Source organism: Maribacter sp. HS, assembly GCF_048059195.1.
Lineage (GTDB): Bacteria > Bacteroidota > Bacteroidia > Flavobacteriales > Flavobacteriaceae > Maribacter > Maribacter dokdonensis.
This window is the reverse complement of record NZ_JAYLVV010000006.1, coordinates 152,895-171,244: the sequence shown is the minus strand read 5'-3', so window position 1 is coordinate 171,244 and position 18,350 is coordinate 152,895. Positions and strand designations below refer to the sequence as shown.

The 18,350-nt window shown below is 38.1% G+C and carries 16 protein-coding genes and 1 tRNA gene; 8 read left to right on the top strand and 9 right to left on the bottom strand.

From position 1 onward, the window contains the following. The first annotated feature begins 59 nt into the window (after positions 1–59). The 8 genes from VBZ51_RS15660 to VBZ51_RS15625 all read left to right on the top strand — a co-directional run bounded on the left by VBZ51_RS15660 (position 60) and on the right by VBZ51_RS15625 (position 9,626). A complete protein-coding gene (locus VBZ51_RS15660; RefSeq protein WP_058106041.1) occupies positions 60–923 on the top strand; it encodes a sigma-70 family RNA polymerase sigma factor in 864 nt (287 codons plus the stop codon). Positions 924–1,174: 251 nt separating this feature from the next. Next, positions 1,175–3,157, top strand: a complete 1,983-nt coding sequence (gene pulA, locus VBZ51_RS15655) for a type I pullulanase (RefSeq protein WP_416577541.1) — start codon at positions 1,175–1,177, stop codon at positions 3,155–3,157. Positions 3,158–3,184: 27 nt separating this feature from the next. Then, complete coding sequence (locus VBZ51_RS15650; protein ID WP_068482283.1) at positions 3,185–3,409, top strand: VF530 family DNA-binding protein; 225 nt, start codon at positions 3,185–3,187, stop codon at positions 3,407–3,409. Next, positions 3,409–3,861: a tRNA (cytidine(34)-2'-O)-methyltransferase gene (locus VBZ51_RS15645; protein WP_074669832.1), complete on the top strand. Its 453-nt coding sequence runs from the start codon at positions 3,409–3,411 to the stop codon at positions 3,859–3,861. The genes VBZ51_RS15650 and VBZ51_RS15645 overlap by 1 nt, the downstream gene beginning before the upstream one ends. A 244-nt stretch (positions 3,862–4,105) precedes the next feature. After that, positions 4,106–7,222 carry a WD40/YVTN/BNR-like repeat-containing protein gene (locus tag VBZ51_RS15640; protein WP_416577540.1) on the top strand — a complete coding sequence of 1,039 codons (3,117 nt, stop codon included), beginning with the start codon at positions 4,106–4,108 and terminating at the stop codon, positions 7,220–7,222. Positions 7,223–7,304: 82 nt separating this feature from the next. Continuing rightward, entirely contained in the window at positions 7,305–7,955 is a 651-nt protein-coding gene (gene rpe, locus VBZ51_RS15635; protein WP_416577539.1) for a ribulose-phosphate 3-epimerase, read from the top strand. After that, positions 7,952–8,929 (top strand): YpdA family putative bacillithiol disulfide reductase, encoded by a 978-nt coding sequence (locus VBZ51_RS15630; RefSeq protein WP_416577538.1) that lies wholly within the window; start codon positions 7,952–7,954, stop codon positions 8,927–8,929. The genes rpe and VBZ51_RS15630 overlap by 4 nt, the downstream gene beginning before the upstream one ends. A 91-nt stretch (positions 8,930–9,020) precedes the next feature. Further along, positions 9,021–9,626 carry a hypothetical protein gene (locus tag VBZ51_RS15625; RefSeq protein ID WP_348100154.1) on the top strand — a complete coding sequence of 202 codons (606 nt, stop codon included), beginning with the start codon at positions 9,021–9,023 and terminating at the stop codon, positions 9,624–9,626. Between the two features lie 134 nt (positions 9,627–9,760). Here the strand turns inward: VBZ51_RS15625 and VBZ51_RS15620 are convergent, their stop codons facing one another. From VBZ51_RS15620 to VBZ51_RS15580, 9 genes are all read right to left on the bottom strand, one after another. Continuing rightward, the gene (locus VBZ51_RS15620) at positions 9,761–10,003 is read right to left on the bottom strand and encodes a GIY-YIG nuclease family protein (protein ID WP_074669835.1); all 243 of its coding nucleotides are present in this window, start codon (positions 10,001–10,003) and stop codon (positions 9,761–9,763) included. 47 nt (positions 10,004–10,050) lie between these two features. Next, a tRNA-Arg gene (locus VBZ51_RS15615) sits at positions 10,051–10,124 on the bottom strand. A 47-nt stretch (positions 10,125–10,171) separates the two neighbouring features. Further along, the gene (locus VBZ51_RS15610) at positions 10,172–10,615 is read right to left on the bottom strand and encodes a GatB/YqeY domain-containing protein (protein ID WP_416577537.1); all 444 of its coding nucleotides are present in this window, start codon (positions 10,613–10,615) and stop codon (positions 10,172–10,174) included. Between the two features lie 89 nt (positions 10,616–10,704). After that, positions 10,705–12,618, bottom strand: coding sequence for a cell division protein FtsZ (gene ftsZ, locus VBZ51_RS15605; protein ID WP_071340142.1), 1,914 nt, complete (start codon positions 12,616–12,618; stop codon positions 10,705–10,707). Positions 12,619–12,659: 41 nt separating this feature from the next. Further along, entirely contained in the window at positions 12,660–13,994 is a 1,335-nt protein-coding gene (gene ftsA, locus VBZ51_RS15600) for a cell division protein FtsA (protein ID WP_058106031.1), read from the bottom strand. A 5-nt stretch (positions 13,995–13,999) separates the two neighbouring features. Then, on the bottom strand, positions 14,000–14,719 hold the full coding sequence (locus VBZ51_RS15595; RefSeq protein ID WP_058106030.1) for a cell division protein FtsQ/DivIB: 720 nt from the start codon (positions 14,717–14,719) through the stop codon (positions 14,000–14,002). Further along, positions 14,709–16,064: a UDP-N-acetylmuramate--L-alanine ligase gene (murC, locus tag VBZ51_RS15590; RefSeq protein WP_416577536.1), complete on the bottom strand. Its 1,356-nt coding sequence runs from the start codon at positions 16,062–16,064 to the stop codon at positions 14,709–14,711. Before murC ends, VBZ51_RS15595 begins: the two co-directional genes overlap by 11 nt. 1 nt (position 16,065) lies before the next feature. Further along, positions 16,066–17,154 (bottom strand): undecaprenyldiphospho-muramoylpentapeptide beta-N-acetylglucosaminyltransferase, encoded by a 1,089-nt coding sequence (gene murG, locus VBZ51_RS15585; RefSeq protein WP_416577535.1) that lies wholly within the window; start codon positions 17,152–17,154, stop codon positions 16,066–16,068. Further along, positions 17,141–18,349, bottom strand: a complete 1,209-nt coding sequence (locus tag VBZ51_RS15580; protein ID WP_416577534.1) for an FtsW/RodA/SpoVE family cell cycle protein — start codon at positions 18,347–18,349, stop codon at positions 17,141–17,143. Before VBZ51_RS15580 ends, murG begins: the two co-directional genes overlap by 14 nt. Position 18,350 lies beyond the last annotated feature (1 nt).

The following is an 18,350-nucleotide window of genomic DNA, read 5'->3' as shown; positions in this document are numbered from 1 at the left end:
CGGAAGATTTTTACGTATAAGTATATGCAGTCTATGCAAATTGAACTTAATTTATTTTAATGAGACAGCTTAAGATTACAAAACAGGTCACCAATAGAGAGACCGCATCTTTGGACAAGTACTTACAAGAAATTGGAAAAGTGGACTTGATTACCGCTGATGAAGAAGTAGAGTTGGCACAACGCATCAAGGCAGGCGACCAGATCGCTCTTGAAAAACTTACCAAAGCCAACCTCAGATTCGTGGTGTCAGTTGCCAAGCAGTACCAAAACCAAGGACTTACTTTACCGGATTTGATTAACGAGGGAAACCTTGGTCTTATCAAAGCTGCACAGCGTTTTGACGAAACGCGAGGTTTTAAATTTATCTCATACGCCGTATGGTGGATCCGTCAATCTATATTACAAGCTTTGGCAGAACAATCTCGTATCGTTCGTTTGCCATTGAACAAAATTGGTTCTATCAATAAGATCAACAAAACTTTTGCCTTTTTAGAGCAAGCGCATGAAAGAATGCCTTCTCCAGAAGAAATTGCGAAAGAATTGGATATGACCGTTGATGATGTAAAACAATCATTGAAAAACTCAGGTAGACACGTATCTATGGATGCTCCTCTTATCGATGGTGAAGATTCTAACCTTTATGATGTACTTCGTAGTGGTGAGTCGCCAAACCCAGATAGAGAATTGTTACATGAGTCTTTACGTACAGAAATTGAGCGTGCTTTGGAAACTTTGACTCCTCGTGAGGCAGATGTTATCCGTTTATACTTTGGTCTTGCAGGTCAGCATTCTATGACATTGGAAGAAATTGGTGAAACTTTTGATCTTACAAGAGAAAGAGTTCGTCAAATTAAAGAAAAAGCGATAAGAAGATTAAAGCATACTTCTAGAAGTAAAATATTGAAAACGTATTTGGGTTAAGAATTCAATGCGATAAAGTTATAAAATTACACGTTAATCTTTCCTTAAATTGGCAATATTGGCATATTAGTTGTAATTTTAACGGTAACAACAGTTTATCATGACTGTTCGTTTTTTGATTGATGAATAAACTCCGGCTGATTACCGGAGTTTTTTCATTTATAAAGGTTACTATAATTCGTCTTCTAAAAAGTACCCCTTGTTAAATTCTTAACGATCTTTGCCTATCTTAGGAGCTTACTACCATGCTAATGAGGTACATATCACTAATTCTAATAATTCTACTATTGTTTAATTCGTGTAAAATATCTGATAACACCAAAGAATTTAACAGCTACCCTACGCCTGTTGATGAAAATCTCTGGATTACCTATGGTAAAAATTCCACTTCATTTAAACTATGGTCTCCAAATGCAGAAGAAGTAATATTAAGATTATTTAAAAAAGGTAATGATGTTGAAGCTTTTGAGATATATCCCCTTAAAAAGTCAACCACTGGCGTATGGCACATAGCAGTTCAAGGAGATTTGAATGGAACATACTACACTTACCAGGTAAAGCACAACAATAAATGGTTAAATGAAACTCCCGGTATATATGCGAAAGCAGTAGGCGTTAACGGCAATAGAGCCATGGTGACAAATATGGAATCCACTAATCCTATTGGGTGGCACAATGATCGTTCTCCTCTGTTAAAACAACCAAATGAAGCCATTATTTATGAGCTACATGTGCGTGATATGACCATACACCCACAATCTGGTTCATTCTATCCAGGTAAATATTTAGGGTTAACCGAAAAAGGTACCACTGGAAATAATAATGTATCCACAGGAATTGACCATTTAAAGGAACTGGGTATTACACATGTGCATCTTTTACCCACTTTTGATCACTACGCTATTGACGAGACCAATTTAAATGCACCGCAATTTAATTGGGGGTACGACCCTAACAATTATAACGTTCCAGAAGGTTCATTTTCAACAGATCCATTTAATGCGGAAGTACGTATTAGGGAATTTAAACAAATGATCCAAGCTTTTCATAACAATGGCATAGGTGTAATAATGGACGTTGTTTACAACCATACGGGCAGAACCGACACTTCTAATTTTAATCTTGAAGTTCCCGGTTATTATTACAGACATTGGCAAGACGGATCTTATTCAGATGCCGCTGCCTGCGGTAATGAAACTGCTTCTGAACGTAGTATGATGCGCAAATTCATGATAGAATCTACCACCTATTGGACCAAAGAATATCATATTGATGGTTTTAGGTTCGATTTAATGGGTATTCATGACATTGAGACCATGAATAATGTTGCAGATGCCGTTCTAAAATTAAACCCTGATGCATTACTTTACGGTGAAGGGTGGACCGCAGGAGATTCCCCTTTACCGGAAGAAAAGCGTGCTCTTAAAAAACACATGCAACAATTACCAAAAATTGCAGCTTTTAATGACGATTTACGTGATGGACTAAAAGGGTCTGTTTTTGATGACCAGAGTTTAGGTTTCGTAAGTGGCGCCAAGAATAAACAAGAGTCCATAAAATTTGGAATTGTAGGAGCTATTCAGCATCCTGATGTCAACTACAACAGTGTTAATTATTCCAATACCCCTTGGACCAATGAACCTTGCCAATCTATAAATTATGTCTCTTGCCATGACAACCACACACTTTTTGATAAACTGAAAATTTCAAGACCAGATGCTGACGTAGAAACGTTAATAGCAATGGATAAATTAGCGAATGCCATTGTACTGACCTCACAAGGCACTCCGTTTCTACATGCCGGTGTAGAAATGCTACGTACTAAAAATGGGGAACATAATTCCTATAACCTGCCAGATAGCATTAATCAGATCAACTGGAATTGGAAAATTGAGTATAAGAAAGTGTTCAAATACTACAAAAACTTAATTCGCTTACGAAAAGAACATCCTGCATTTCATATTACTAATGCAAAAGAAGTTCGCGAAAAAGTAAAATTCCAACAGACCAATGATAGCTTTGTTTCTTTCATTATTGATCACAATGCAAACAATGACAATTGGCAGAAAATACTGGTCATTTATAACGCATCAAACAAAAAAATAGATTATAAAATTGAAGGCATTTGGCATAAAGCCGTTTCAGGTAGTACCTTTGACTTTGAAGGTTTACAATTAGTAAAAGATACCATTAAGGTTCCTGCACTTTCCATGTACGTTGCCTTTCAAAAATGAGTATTATTTATAATATAATCCAATCATATGAGTTCAGATTCTCAGCCAAATAACCCGCTTCACGGTGTAAAGCTCGTGACCATTTTAGAAGAACTTACGGAGAAATACTCTTGGGAAGATTTAGCAGGACAAGTAAATATCAATTGTTTTAAAAGTAACCCTTCTATAAAATCAAGTTTAAAGTTTTTACGTAGAACTCCATGGGCCAGAGAAAAAGTAGAACATTTATACTTACAATCCTTTAAAAAATAATGGGCTTTCATATTGTACTTATAGAACCTGAAATTCCTAACAACACTGGTAACATTGGCAGATTGGCACTTGGCACTGGTTCTACCTTACATTTGGTTAAACCTTTTGGTTTTGAGCTAAGCGATAAACGATTAAAAAGAGCGGGGCTAGATTATTGGCAACATCTTAATGTGGTCATGTATGAAAACGTAGATGCGTTTTTCAAAGAACATGATGACAAAAAAATGATTTTCTTCTCTGCTACCGCAACCAAAAATCATTGGGAAATTGATTTTGAAGATGACATGTTCTTAGTTTTTGGAAAAGAATCTGTTGGGCTACCTAAGACCTTATTAAACAAACATCAAGAAAACACGGTTAAGATACCATTATACAGTACACATATTAGAAGTCTTAATTTGGCAAATGCTGTTGCTATTTCTATTTATGAAGGTTTAAGACAAATCAGCTAAAGCCCGCTTGACTTTACTTTTCAGAGCTGATTTTATAAAAATTGCATCATATTCCCTGCATATACATTTGATAAAATAAGCACTTCATTTTTAGAATATTCTAAAGCAAAACGGCGTAATAATCGCTTATCGCATTAATAGGATTCACAAGTCGTTAAAATTTTCCTTTACCCAATTATTCGCAGATTAAATGCTTATTTTCAAGCAACCAATTATTCAAATTATCCACCAAACAACGACTCTTATGAACTCGAAAATTTCGGCAATTGTTGTCCTTCTATTTTTTTCCTTTACCTCTACTGTATTTGCGCAGAAAAAGAAAGCAAAAAATAATACTCAAGATGTTGTAATCGACAAAGCTTTCTATGAAAATTTGGAATGGCGAAATATTGGCCCCGTACGTGGAGGTCGATCGCTTGGTTCCACGGGTAGCCCTAGCAGACCTAATGAGTATTATTTTGGAGCAACGGGCGGTGGATTATGGAAAACCACTGATGGTGGTAACGAATGGGAACCTGTTACAGACGGGCAAATAACCAGCTCTTCCGTTGGTGCGGTTGCAGTTGCCGAAACCAACCCAGATATTGTTTATATAGGCATGGGAGAAGTTCAATTGCGCGGAAGTATTACTCAAGGTGATGGTGTTTACAAATCTACTGATGCCGGTAAAACTTGGGAACACTTAGGTCTTGAAGAAACCCAAGCTGTTTCAAGAATCAGAATACACCCCACAAATGAGAATATTGTTTATGTAGCAGCATTGGGTCATCCGTATGGCGACAATGAAGAAAGGGGCGTTTTTAAAAGTATTGATGGTGGAAAAACATGGAAGAAAACTTTATATGTTAGCGATAAGGCGGGTGCTGTAGATTTAATTATAGACCGTAACAACCCAAATGTTTTATACGCCAGCACTTGGCAAGTTCAACGTAAAGCATGGAAAATGTGGGGCGGTGGTCCGGATTGTAAACTATGGAAATCTACCGATGGCGGAGAAACCTGGAGTGATCTGTCTAATAACCCAGGTATGCCCGCAGGACCGTTAGGTAAAATTGGTGTAACGGTATCCCCTGCGGATTCTAACAGAGTATGGGCCATTGTAGAAGCTAATGAAGGTGGTGTTTTTAGATCGGACGATGCCGGTAAAACATGGACCAAAACCAATAACGAAAGAAAACTAAGACAACGCGCATTTTACTATTCTAGAATTTACGCCGACCCTGTTGATAAAGAAACCGTATACGGACTAAATGTTGATTTTTGGAAGTCTACGGATGGTGGGGTAACTTTTGATACTGAAATTAAAGTTCCACATGGTGACAATCATGATCTTTGGATAGACCCTAACGATCCTAACAGAATGATCTCATCAAACGATGGCGGTGGCGTGGTAAGTATCAACGGTGGTAAATCATGGACAGAGGAAGATTACACCACAACACAGTTATATCATGTAATGACCACAAACGATGTACCTTACCATGTGGCTGGTGCTCAACAAGATAATAGTACCATTGCCGTACCAAGTGATGGCTGGGGCCATATGCAGGCAAGAGGTCAAGGGGATGGTTGGGCATATGCCGTAGGAGGTGGTGAAAGCGGGTGGATCACCCAACACCCTACCAACTTGGATATATTTTATGCAGGTAGCCAAGGTGCACTCTTAACCAGGTATGATCGTAGTAACGGCCAATCTAGGGATATACAGGTGTATCCACGGTTTTTCTCTGGTGAACCGGCAAGCGCTTTGCCAGAACGTTGGCAATGGACCTTCCCTATTATGTTTGCACCACAAGATGAAAACGTAATGTATACCTGCTCCCAACATGTTTGGAAAACTACCGATGATGGTCAATCTTGGGAAAAAATAAGTCCTGATCTTACCTATGCAGACCCATCTACTTTGGGAAAGACCGGAGGTATCATTACTATGGATATGAATGGTCCTGAAATTTACGCAACCGTTTTTGCGCTTGCCCCATCTAATCATGACATTAATACCATATGGGCAGGATCAGATGATGGAAAAATACATATTACAAGAGACGGTGGCAAAAATTGGTCAGATATTACTCCAAAAGAATTACCTAAATTTTCAAGGGTAAGTATTATTGATGAATCTCTTCACAATCCTGGCACCCTTTACGTAGCCGCCAATAGATACCAAGTAGACGACAGGCAACCCTATGTATTTAAAACCCATGATTATGGTAAAACTTGGACTAAAATTATTAATGGTATTGCAGACGGGCATTTTGCAAGAGCTGTTCGTGAAGATCCAGTAAGGGAGGGACTTTTATTTTTAGCAACGGAACATGGCGTATATTTCTCTATGAACGATGGCGAACTTTGGCAAAGCCTTCAACTTAAATTACCAGATACACCGGTAAGAGATTTGGTAGTTAAAGACAATGATGTTGTTCTTGGTACTCACGGAAGAGGCTTCTGGATTTTAGATGATATTCAACCGCTAAGACAGTATTCCTCGGAAATGGTTGAACAAGAAGCTATTCTTTTTAAACCTACCAACGCTATTAGAGGTGTTACCGATGCTTCTATTCAGTATTATCTTAAAGAAGAAAAAGATACCATCACCTTTGAAATTTTTGACGCAAATGACAAATTGATCAACACCTTTACTGGTAGCAAACCAAAATACGAAGTAGACCCTAATTTACCCTATTGGCTTAAAGGAGGCTCTACAAAGCCAACCACCGCAAAAGGGATAAACACGTTCACCTGGGATATGAGATACACAGGAGCTACAACATTTGACGGAATGATCATTTGGAGCGCAAGACCTGCCAGAGGTCCAAAAGCACCCATAGGTACTTACAAGGTTAAAATGAAATCCGGAAATTATGAGCAAACCTATTCATTCAATATAGAAATGGACCCAAATCTAAAAGGCATTACAAAAGAAGATTTGGATGAGCAATTTGAGCTTTCCAATAAAATTATGGAAAAAACCTCTTCTGCAAATGAAACGGTAATCAAAATACGTGATATCAAAAAGCAAATTCACGATGCTAAAGAAGATATTGACGCTACTGACTATGAAACAATCGTATCGCCATTTCTAAGTGAGATCACTGAAGTTGAAGAAGCTCTTTACCAAGTTAAAAATCAATCAGGTCAAGATCCTTTGAACTTCCCCATTAAACTCAACAACAGATTGGCATCTTTACGCCGAAGTGTAGAATCTGGAGAAGCAAGACCAACAAACGGTGCCTACAAAGTATATGAAGAGTTATCGGCAGAACTCACTATTGAGCTAAACAAATTGAACGGAATTTTTGACAAATACAAGTCAAAGATAAATCCTATTCTCATAAAAAGTGGCGGTACGGCAATTGATTGATCGTAGTTAAAGCAAATCTAAAACAACTGTAGAACGAATTACAAATCCGTATTTTTGTACTGAACAATAAAGGTTTTATAAAATGAAAAAGGCAAGCATAGCGCCATCTCTTTTAGCTGCAGATTTTGGTAATTTACAACGCGATGTAGAAATGGTGAACGCCAGTGAAGCAACGTATCACCATATAGATGTCATGGACGGCGTTTTTGTTCCAAACATATCTTATGGTATGCCCGTAGTTAAAGCTATTCAAAAACATGCTACAATTCCTTTAGATGTGCATTTAATGATTGTTGACCCAGATAGGTATTTGGAAGAATTTGCCAAACTTGGAGCACATATTCTAACCGTTCATTATGAAGCCTGCACTCATTTACATAGAACCATACAAGCCATTAAAGCTTTGGGCATGAAAGCAGGTGTAGCGTTAAATCCGCATACCAACGTATCTCTTTTAGAAGATATTATTCAAGATATTGATGTGGTTTTGATCATGAGCGTTAACCCCGGCTTTGGTGGACAATCGTTCATTGAAAACACTTATGATAAAATAAAAGCTGTAAAGGCGATGATTACCAGAAAAAATTCGTCTGCTTTGATTGAAATTGATGGTGGTGTTACCACGGCCAACTCTCAAAAATTAGTTGATGCCGGCGCAGATATTTTGGTTGCCGGTAGTTTTGTTTTTAAAAGCGAAGACCCAACAACTACTATTAAAGATTTAAAGGGATGAAAACTGAATTTGATATTGTCATCGTTGGCGGAGGACCAATTGGTATAGCATGCGGATTAGAGGCTAAAAAAAACGGACTTTCTTATCTGATCATTGAAAAGGGCCCTATTGTAAATTCCCTTTTCCACTACCCTAGCAATATGCAATTTTTCTCTTCATCGGAAAAATTGGAGATAGATGAAATACCATTTATCAGTAAAGAAGCGAAACCTAAAAGAGACGAGGCATTAGAATACTACAGACGAATTGTTACTTCAAATAAGTTGCATATAAATTTGTTCGAAAAGGTTGAGAACGTTCAAAAAAAGGGAGAAATATTCACTATTACATCCAACAAAAATACATACACCTCAAAGCAAATTGTGGTAGCAACCGGTTTCTATGACTTACCCAACTTACTGAACGTACCGGGAGAAGACTTGAAAAAGGTTGTTCACTATTACGATAATCCACATTACTATGCCGGACAAAAAGTTGCAGTTATAGGAGCAAGCAATTCTGCAATTGATGCTGCCTTGGAATGTTACAGAAAAGGTGCAGAAGTTACACTGATCATTAGAGGTCAAGAAGTTGGTCAACGTGTAAAATATTGGGTAAGACCAGATATCATTAACCGTATAGAGGAAGGAAGTATTAAAGCCTATTTCAACACAACGGTTAAAGCCATTACCAATGACAGTATCCTTTTGAACACTGATACGGGCGAGGAAGAAATTGAAAATGATTTTGTTTTAGCGCTTACCGGATATAGACCCAATTTTAGTTTCTTAGAAAAATTAGGCGTAAACATTAGTGAAGATGATAAAAAACTCCCTGAATACAATCCAGAAACCATGGAAACCAACGTGTCTGGGTTATACTTGGCCGGGGTAATATGTGGTGGTATGGAAACTCATAAATGGTTTATTGAAAACTCAAGAATACATGCTAAAATGATTGTAAAAAATATTGTTCTAAGCTCTGTAACTACATAATCCATTGACTTTTAACAGATAACAATCGCTCTAAACAATAGGTAACATATATGGACGTTATGTAGAGTACTTAACTACTAAACCTACCATTATGATATTTTTTGGCACTGGATCAGCTAGTCTTGATTCGGTAAAAACAAGAAACATTACTTGTCAACATTGCAATAATCAAGATACTATTTACATTAATATTTACAGAAGGCACGCACATGTTTTTTGGATCCCTGTTTTTCCATTGGGTAAAAGTGGTAGTACTTACTGCACACATTGCAAAGAGACTTTAAGTCCTAAGCAGATGCCCGAAGCTCTTAAAATGCAGTATAAAAATATCAAAGGAGAGGCTAAAGGTCCAATTTGGCAGTTCTCGGGTCTATTGATTTTTGCTCTGTTAATAGTGTTTGCTATTTACTCTAGCGGCAAGAATAAAGAGGATACACAATTATACCTAACACAGCCCGCCGTTGGTGATATTTATGAGTATGAAGCAAATAATGGCAGCTTTTCTACCATGCGACTTGAAAAAGTAACAACAGATAGTTTATTTCTTTCCTTGAACGATTTTGAAATATCAAAAAAGTCCAGAATCTATAAAATTGATAAGGACGAAAATTATTCTGAAATCACTTATGGATATTCTAAAAGTGAAATGATTCAAATGCACAAAGAAGGCATTGTTTTCGATATTAATAGAGATTAAATCTATTAAATATATATAATTTAAAAGCCACATCTTTTCAGATGTGGCTTTTTACTTGTGACCCCGGAGGGATTCAAACCCCAAACCCTCAGAGCCGAAACCTGCCTGCCGGCAGGCAGGTCTGATGCGCTAAATTAATTCTTAAGAATACTTTTCAAGAACTCACGACCGATACCCGATTTATAATATTTTTCTCTAGCTCTTGCTTCAACACTAGTTTTAAACTCCTCTTTATAAACTAAAACCCAAGGTAAAAACCCCTTGGTCGATTTGTTCTTTCCCGAATTATGTTCCACTATTCTTTTTTGAAGATTATTAGTCATTCCTTTATATAAACGACCATCTACTTCACTTTTTAAAACATAAACGTAGTACATAATATAAATCAAAAAGGTCCTGCAAAAAGCAAGACCTTACATTTAAGTGACCCCGGAGGGATTCAAACCCCCAACCCTCAGAGCCGAAATCTGATGCGCTATTCAGTTGCGCCACGAGGCCCATTATACATTTATAATTAGCAAAACTAAAATTCTGCTAATTCTATATTATGCCAATTTCTTCTTTACAATCGTAGAAATTAATTTACCTTCTGCTTGGCCGGCAAGTTCTTTAGACACTATGCCCATTACTTTACCCATATCCTTCATTCCAGAAGCGCCAATAGCATCAATTGTCTGTACAACTACTTTCTCAACTTCTTCTTCAGAAAGTTGTTCTGGTAAAAATTGCTCAATTACAGCAATCTGTGCCAACTCAGGATCAGCAAGGTCTTGTCTACCCTGCTCTATAAAAATTGCAGCACTGTCTTTTCTCTGCTTTACCAGTTTCTGAACAATCTGTATTTCATCTTCTTCAGTTACTTCTGATCCGCCACTAGTACTCGCTACCAATAACGCAGATTTAATAGCTCTAAGCGATTCTAGCGCTACTGAATCCTTTGCTTTCATAGCTAATTTCAACTGCTCCATTACTCTTTGCTGTAAACCCATTTCTTCTATATTTTGGTCTGCGAAGATAAAAAATAAAACCCGAAAACTGACTTAGTTTTCGGGTTTAATACATTACTAAAAATGCAGTGTTAGTCTACATTATCATGTAAAAAAGAGTTATTAGATCTTAATTGAATATCATCGTTGCTATCTCCACTTAACGAGGTTCTAGAGATTTTTTTTTCGCGCGGACTATCCTCTAAATTAACACCTTGTCTTTGATAAGCAGGTTTCTTCTCATCATAACTTGTTGGTGCGTTGTTCTTGAACTTATAATTAAAATCCTTCAACTTACGTCTACGTTCATCAGCTCTTTCCCTCAATAATTCTTCAATAGGGGTATCTAAAGGATCTAACTCCTCTTCCGGTTGCACCTCTCTTCTTGGAGCTACGGTCTTCTTTTCAAAAATAAGCTCATCTTCCACAACTTTTGGCTCAAATTCCTCAGCTTTGGATTTTGCCCCGGTAAGCTTACTTTCCAATTTCATATAGTCATCTAAACTATATCTTTTTTCCCCGTTTTTATTATACTCCAACACAGGAACAATTTCAATGCTATCATTGACATCAATATCCTTAACTTCATCATGGAGGTCAAACATGATTACGTTTTCCTTCTCCTCTTCCTCTCTCTTAGAATATTGAAAGTTGGTAGCAAATCTATCATCTTCATCCTCAACTTTTAATTCCTGTGGGTCTACAACTTCTATATCTCTCAATGAAGTTGGAGCGTCCACTATTACAAAGTCTTCTTCAGAGACATTCTCCGCTAATACTTCCTCATAAAAAACATTAAAATTCCTGATGTAGTTCGTTGTAGGAATCAAATCAAAATCATCTTCCTCAACGAACTCATACTTTTTTACGGGTTTGACTTCTTTTACCTCCTCTTCCTCATCGTCCATCTCTAAAGTATGAACTGTTTTTTGGTTAGATAACAACATTGCCTCTGCACGTTGGCCGTCTTCTAACGTATGAATAATTTTCTTTGATTCGGTATTTACAATATCATCTTGCTGTTCAATGTTAAACCCCGTTGCAATTACGGTTACGGCTATAGCTTCTCCTAAGCTTTCATCTTCACCTACACCCATAATAATGTTTGCTCCGTAGCCAGCTTCTATTTGAATATGATCGTTGATTTCACCAATCTCATCAATAGTAATTTCCTGTGCACCGGAAACGATCAATAACAATACATTCTTAGCTCCTTGGATCTTATTATCGTTCAATAACGGTGAATCCAATGCTTTCATAATAGCCTCATTGGCTCTTGCAGAACCAGATGAAATTGCCGATCCCATGATTGCGGTACCACTATTGGACAATACCGTTTTAGCATCACGTAAATCTATGTTTTGAGTGTAGTGATGTGTAATAACCTCTGCTATACCTCTAGCTGCAGTTGCCAATACTTCATCCGCTTTTGAGAACCCGGCCTTAAAACCTAGGTTACCATACACTTCCCTTAATTTGTTATTGTTAATTACGATTAGCGAATCTACATTTTTACGTAATTTTTCAATACCCAATTGTGCCTGTTCAACTCGCATTTTACCTTCGAATTGAAAAGGCATTGTAACGATACCTACAGTAAGAACATCCATTTCCTTTGCAAACTTGGCAATTACGGGAGCAGCACCAGTTCCTGTTCCCCCGCCCATACCAGCAGTAATGAAAATCATTTTGGTAGTCGTATCCAACATACCTTTTATGTCTTCCATACTTTCCATGGCCGCTTGCTCACCCACTTCAGGATTGGCACCAGCACCCAAACCTTCTGTCAATGATACACCTAACTGTATTTTGTTAGGCACCGGACTATTATCCAAGGCCTGTGAATCAGTATTACAGATTACAAAATCAACTCCGTTGATACCCGCCTGGAACATGTGGTTTATGGCATTACTACCACCACCACCTACACCAATGACTTTTATGACGTTGCTTTGATTCTTTGGCAGATCAAAGGAGATATTATCAAATTCGCTGTTCTTACTCATATTCTAATTATTACTGGTTATGTATTCTTATGCTATGCTTATTACTCTGCGTTATCTAAAAATTCTTTTAACTTTTCAGTCCATTTATCAAAAACAGATTTTCTTTCCTTATGTATATCAGGGCGTTTTACGGTCTCCGTTTTATGCTCTGCATACACCAATTCTTCTTCTTCCTGCTCTTGTATAATTTCTTCCTGTGTTAATTTCAACTTCTCTTGGTTCTTAATGGCATTCATTAAAAGACCAACAGCGGTTGCGTACAACGGACTAGCAACTTCTTCATCAGAATCGCCCGCCAAATGCTCGTTAGGGTACCCAATACGAGTATCCATTCCTGTAATATATTCTACCAATTGCTTTAAATGCTTTAATTGGCTTCCACCACCTGTAAGCACTATACCGGCAATCAGTTTTTTCTTTTGCTCTTCGTGACCGTAGTTTTTGATCTCTACATACACTTGCTCAATAATTTCAACAACTCGTGCATGTATGATCTTAGAAAGGTTCTTTAAAGAAATCTCTTTTGGCTCTCTACCACGTAATCCTGGTATAGATACAATTTCATTATCCCTATTTTCACCCGGCCATGCAGAACCAAATCTTGTTTTTAATAATTCTGCCTGTTTTTCAATAATGGAACAGCCTTCTTTAATATCTTCGGTAATAACACCACCACCAAAAGGTATTACTGCGGTATGCCTAATAATGCCATCTTTGAAAATAGCCAGATCAGTTGTACCACCTCCTATATCGATCAATGCTACACCTGCCTCTTTTTCTTCTTGACTTAGAACGGCATCAGATGAAGCTAAAGGCTCTAACGTAATGTTACCTAGATCTAAACCTGCACTCTTAATGCAACGCCCAACGTTCTTTATAGAAACCACCTGACCAACTACTACATGGAAATTAGCTTCTAACCTACCACCGTACATACCAATAGGCTCACGGATTTCCGCTTGTCCATCAACTTTGTATTCCTGTGGCAATACATGAATAATCTCCTCACCAGGAAGCATGATCAACTTGTGCACTTGACCACATAACATATCCACATCATCTTCACCTATGACTTCCTCAGAATCTTTTCTCGTGATATAATCGCTATGTTGCAGACTTCTTATATGTTGCCCGGCAATACCAACGACTACAGAACCGATCTTAAGCCCTGAGTTTGCCTCTGCTTCCTCTACCGCTTGCTGTATAGATTTTATGGTCTGTGTTATATTATTAACCACACCTCTGTGCACACCTAAACTTTTGGACTTACCTATACCCAAAATCTCAATTTTACCATATTCGTTTTGCTTACCGATTATGGCAACGATTTTCGTTGTTCCTATGTCTAACCCGACTGAATATTTAGTTTGTTCCATTTTAATTATATTTTAGTGCACACCACCTGGTTATTGAATTCTAAACTTACTACCGCATAATCCTCCAAGGTTTCATCCTTGTTCGCTTTGGCATAAAATGCCTTAAAATTGCTGAACTTGGCCTCTAAGTCTTCAATACCGCCTATGTTTACAACAAAATTATTAAGCCTTAACCGTAATTGATATTCACTATCACCTTGAACGTGAATACCTATTACCGATTTTCGAAAAAAATCGTCCTTATTTATATGTTCCAATATGACATAGACATCCTCAAGGCTTTTACCACTGATATTGCCTGTTATAATGGGAACTCTAGCTGAATGATTATTGGAAAGCGGCATTCTCTTTCCTTCATCATCTAAATAGAACTTTTTATCCCCTTCTATGCGTCCGATTGGTTTCCGTTGTACTATTTTCGACGTAAGCTCGCCATCTATTGTAAGATAGACCTGGGCACTTTTCACCATTTCATTGGCCTCAAGGGCCTTTTCTACAGTATTCAAAACTATATTTTCTTTAGGCACATTTTTGAGCCCTCCGCAATTTTGTATTAACAATTTATTAACCGTCCCTTCAGTGAGGTACAAATTTTGGTCACCAATGAATTCTACCTTCATACCGGCCACCTGTTTTGCACTATTTCTTTCGTTAGAAAAAGCGTACAGCCCAGTGATTACAAGTATCAACGCCGCTAATTTTATAAAGCCCAAATTAACCCGCATAAGACATTTCTTTTTTTATTTTCACTACTTCCAAGCCTATATCTCCGGCTCCCATTGTTATCAATACTTCTGGATTTTGATTTTTTACCTCAGAAAGCATTTGTTCCTTTGAAATTAATTTTCTATTACCGTTTGTCATTTTACCTAACAACCATTCTGAATCTACCCCTGTAATAGGCTCTTCCCTAGCAGGGTATATATCTAACAACAGCACATTTTCAAAACGTGACAAGCTTTGTGCAAACTCGTTCGCAAAATCACGTGTTCTTGAAAACAGGTGCGGTTGAAAAATTGCCAACACTTTTTTATTGGGATGCATTTCCGAGACAGCTTCAAAAACCGCATTGATCTCAGTAGGATGATGCGCATAATCGTCGATATAAATGAAATCATCATTTTTTATCTGATATGAGAATCTTCTTTGTACTCCCTTAAAGGTAGACAGTGCCTGTGCAAGGCGATGCGGTGGGGGACCTGCTTGCATCGCCATCGCAAAAGCCACTAAACCATTGAGCAGGTTATGCCTTCCTGGCTTGTTAAATTCAACCCCTTCTAGTTTGAGGTCGGGGGTCTCCAAATCGAATATGTAGGTGCCATGTTCTATTTTTATGTTTCGGATGCAATAATCCGAATCGTCTTCTATACCATAGGTCAACCCTTTTAAAGGCAACCCGTTACGCACAAATAAGGTGCCGCCCGGCTTCAACCGCTCGGTAAAATCCTTAAATGTTTTTTCCAGCTCCTGGGCATCTCCATAAATATCCAAATGATCTGCATCCATAGAGGTCACACAGGCTACATTTGGTGTTAATTGCATAAATGAACGATCAAATTCATCTGCCTCAACAACAGAATATTCCGTTCCTTCCAACAAGAAATTACTATTGAAATCTTCTGATATGCCACCTAAGAAAGCGGTCATTTTTACACCTGTTTCTTTTAACAAATGCGCCAGAATACTAGAGGTGGTCGTTTTACCATGTGTTCCTGCAACTGCCAAACAAAAAGAGTCTTTGGTTATTAGACCCAATACTTCTGATCGTTTTTTAATGGTAAATCCATTCTGTAAAAAGAACTGATATTCCGTATGGTTTGATGATACCGCAGGCGTATACACCACCAAGGTATGTTCCGGGTCATTCTTATACACTTCTGCCACTAGGTCAATACTGTCCTTATAGTGAATATCCATACCAGAAGCTGCCAGTTCCTGGGTCAACGGACTCTCGGTCTTATCGTATCCGGCAACCGTTTTATCTATGAACGCAAAATAACGCGCCAAAGCAGACATACCAATGCCTCCTATGCCAATAAAATACACTCTATGTATTTGCGCTACGTTCATTTTATTGTATTAATTTTTCTATTTCATCACAAATATCAGCCGTAGCATTCGGTAATGCCATTGCCTTGATATTCCTTGATAATTCCTCTTGCTTTTCCGATGTATTAAAGACCGATTCAAACTGCATCTTAAATTGCTCATCAAGCTCTTTTTCCCTGATCATTACTGCCGCATTCTGTTTTACCAATGCCAATGCATTCATGGTCTGATGATCTTCTGCCACCACAGGTGACGGAATAAAAAATGTAGGCTTTCCTACCAAACACAGTTCTGAAACCGCACCTGCACCTGCCCTTGAAATAATGAAATCTGCCGCTACATATGCTTTATCCATAGAATTCAAAAAGGCATGTACTTTTATATTAGCCGACTGATGATCTTTATAGGTTTCATAGTACCCTTTACCACATTGCCAGATTACCTGTAATCCCAAATCTTCAAAGTATGCTAAATGATCCGCTACTAATTGATTTATGCGCCTAGCTCCTAAACTGCCACCCAACACCAACAGCACTTTCTTATTGGTGGTCAATTCAAAATAATCTAAAGCTTCTTCTTTGGTAGCTTTCAATTCCACCAAATCTGACCTAACAGGGTTACCTGTCAATACTATTTTGTCTTTTGGAAAAAACTTCTCCATACCCTCATAGGCCACACAGATTTTCTCCACTTTATCCTTTAATAGTTTATTGGTAATACCCGCAAAGGAATTCTGCTCTTGCAAAACACAAGGAATACCCTTCGTCGTCGCCATTTTTAACAACGGACCACTAGCAAAACCACCTGTACCAATTACGGCATGGGGCTTAAACTTCGATACGATGCTATTTGCTCTCATTAAACTACTTATCAATTTTATTGGAAATAGTAGATTTTTAAGGGTCAGTTTTCGCTGAATTCCCGTAATCCACAATCCCTCTATTTTGTACCCCGCTTGCGGTACTTTTTCCATCTCCATTCTATCCTTTGCCCCTACGAACAAAAATTCAGCATCTGGATACCTCCTTTTCAACTCGTTCGCTATGGCTATCGCCGGATAAATATGTCCTCCGGTACCTCCGCCCGACAAAATAAACCTATAACTGCCCACTTAAAATCTCTAAAGGGTTAGTTTCGTCTATATCAACATCATTGCCAGAAGCACTCTCCTGGGCTATACTTTTATTACTTGCACTAAGTATAATACCTATTGCCAAACAGGTCATCCAACTAGAGGTACCACCACTACTGATCAATGGTAAATTTTGCCCCGTTACCGGAAACAGCTCTACCGCTACCGCCATATTTATTAATGCCTGAAATACTATAGGCAACCCAACACCCAACACCAACAATTTGCTGAATATGGTTGCACAGCCATTTGCCACTACCACTATCCTAAACAACAAGAACATGTAAAAAAGCATTAAAATGAATCCGCCCACCAAACCATATTCTTCTACGATTATCGCATAAATAAAATCCGATGAACTCTGTGGCAAAAAGTTCTTTTGTACACTCTTACCTGCTCCTTTACCTACAATACCACCGGTTGCTATCGCAATCTTGGCACGCTCTATTTGATATGTGCCCTCAGTATCATCCGGATTAGAGAAACTATCTATACGGCTCATCCATGTATCTACCCTATTCGGGAATAGATCCGGAAAAGCTTTCGCCGTTAATATGAAAATGGATAAAAACAGTATTCCCGTACCCACGATCCCCAATAAATATCTCATTGGATATCCTCCTAAAAAACACAATACCATCACCATAGAGAATACAATGGCCGCCGTTGAAAAGTTAGCGGGCAATATTAATGCCACCACTAAGAAAACCGGTAACCATAATGGCAGTATACTTTCCTTAAAGGTTATTTTAATATCCCTCACCTTTGAAAAATAGCGTGCTACATAGATCATCAATACTACCGCTGCTAAATTCGAAGGCTGAAAACCAAAGCCTACCAAAGGCAATCGGATCCAACGACTATCATTGGTACCACCACTAGAAGTGCCTTGCGCCAAAACAAAAATGAGCAACACCAATACAATGGGCAGTGCTATCATAGAAAGCCCTTTGAAGAAATGCGTGGGTATTTTATGTACCCCATAAATAATTCCAAAACCTAAAAACAACAGTATGGCATGTTTTACCAAGTGACCAACCGGTGTACCATTGCCCACTACATATACCAAATTACTACTGGCACTGTACACGGGCAAAAATGAGAACAAGGCCAAAAGCGCCGCAATGGCCCAAATGGCTTTATCTCCTTTTATATTTTGGAATATATTCAACACC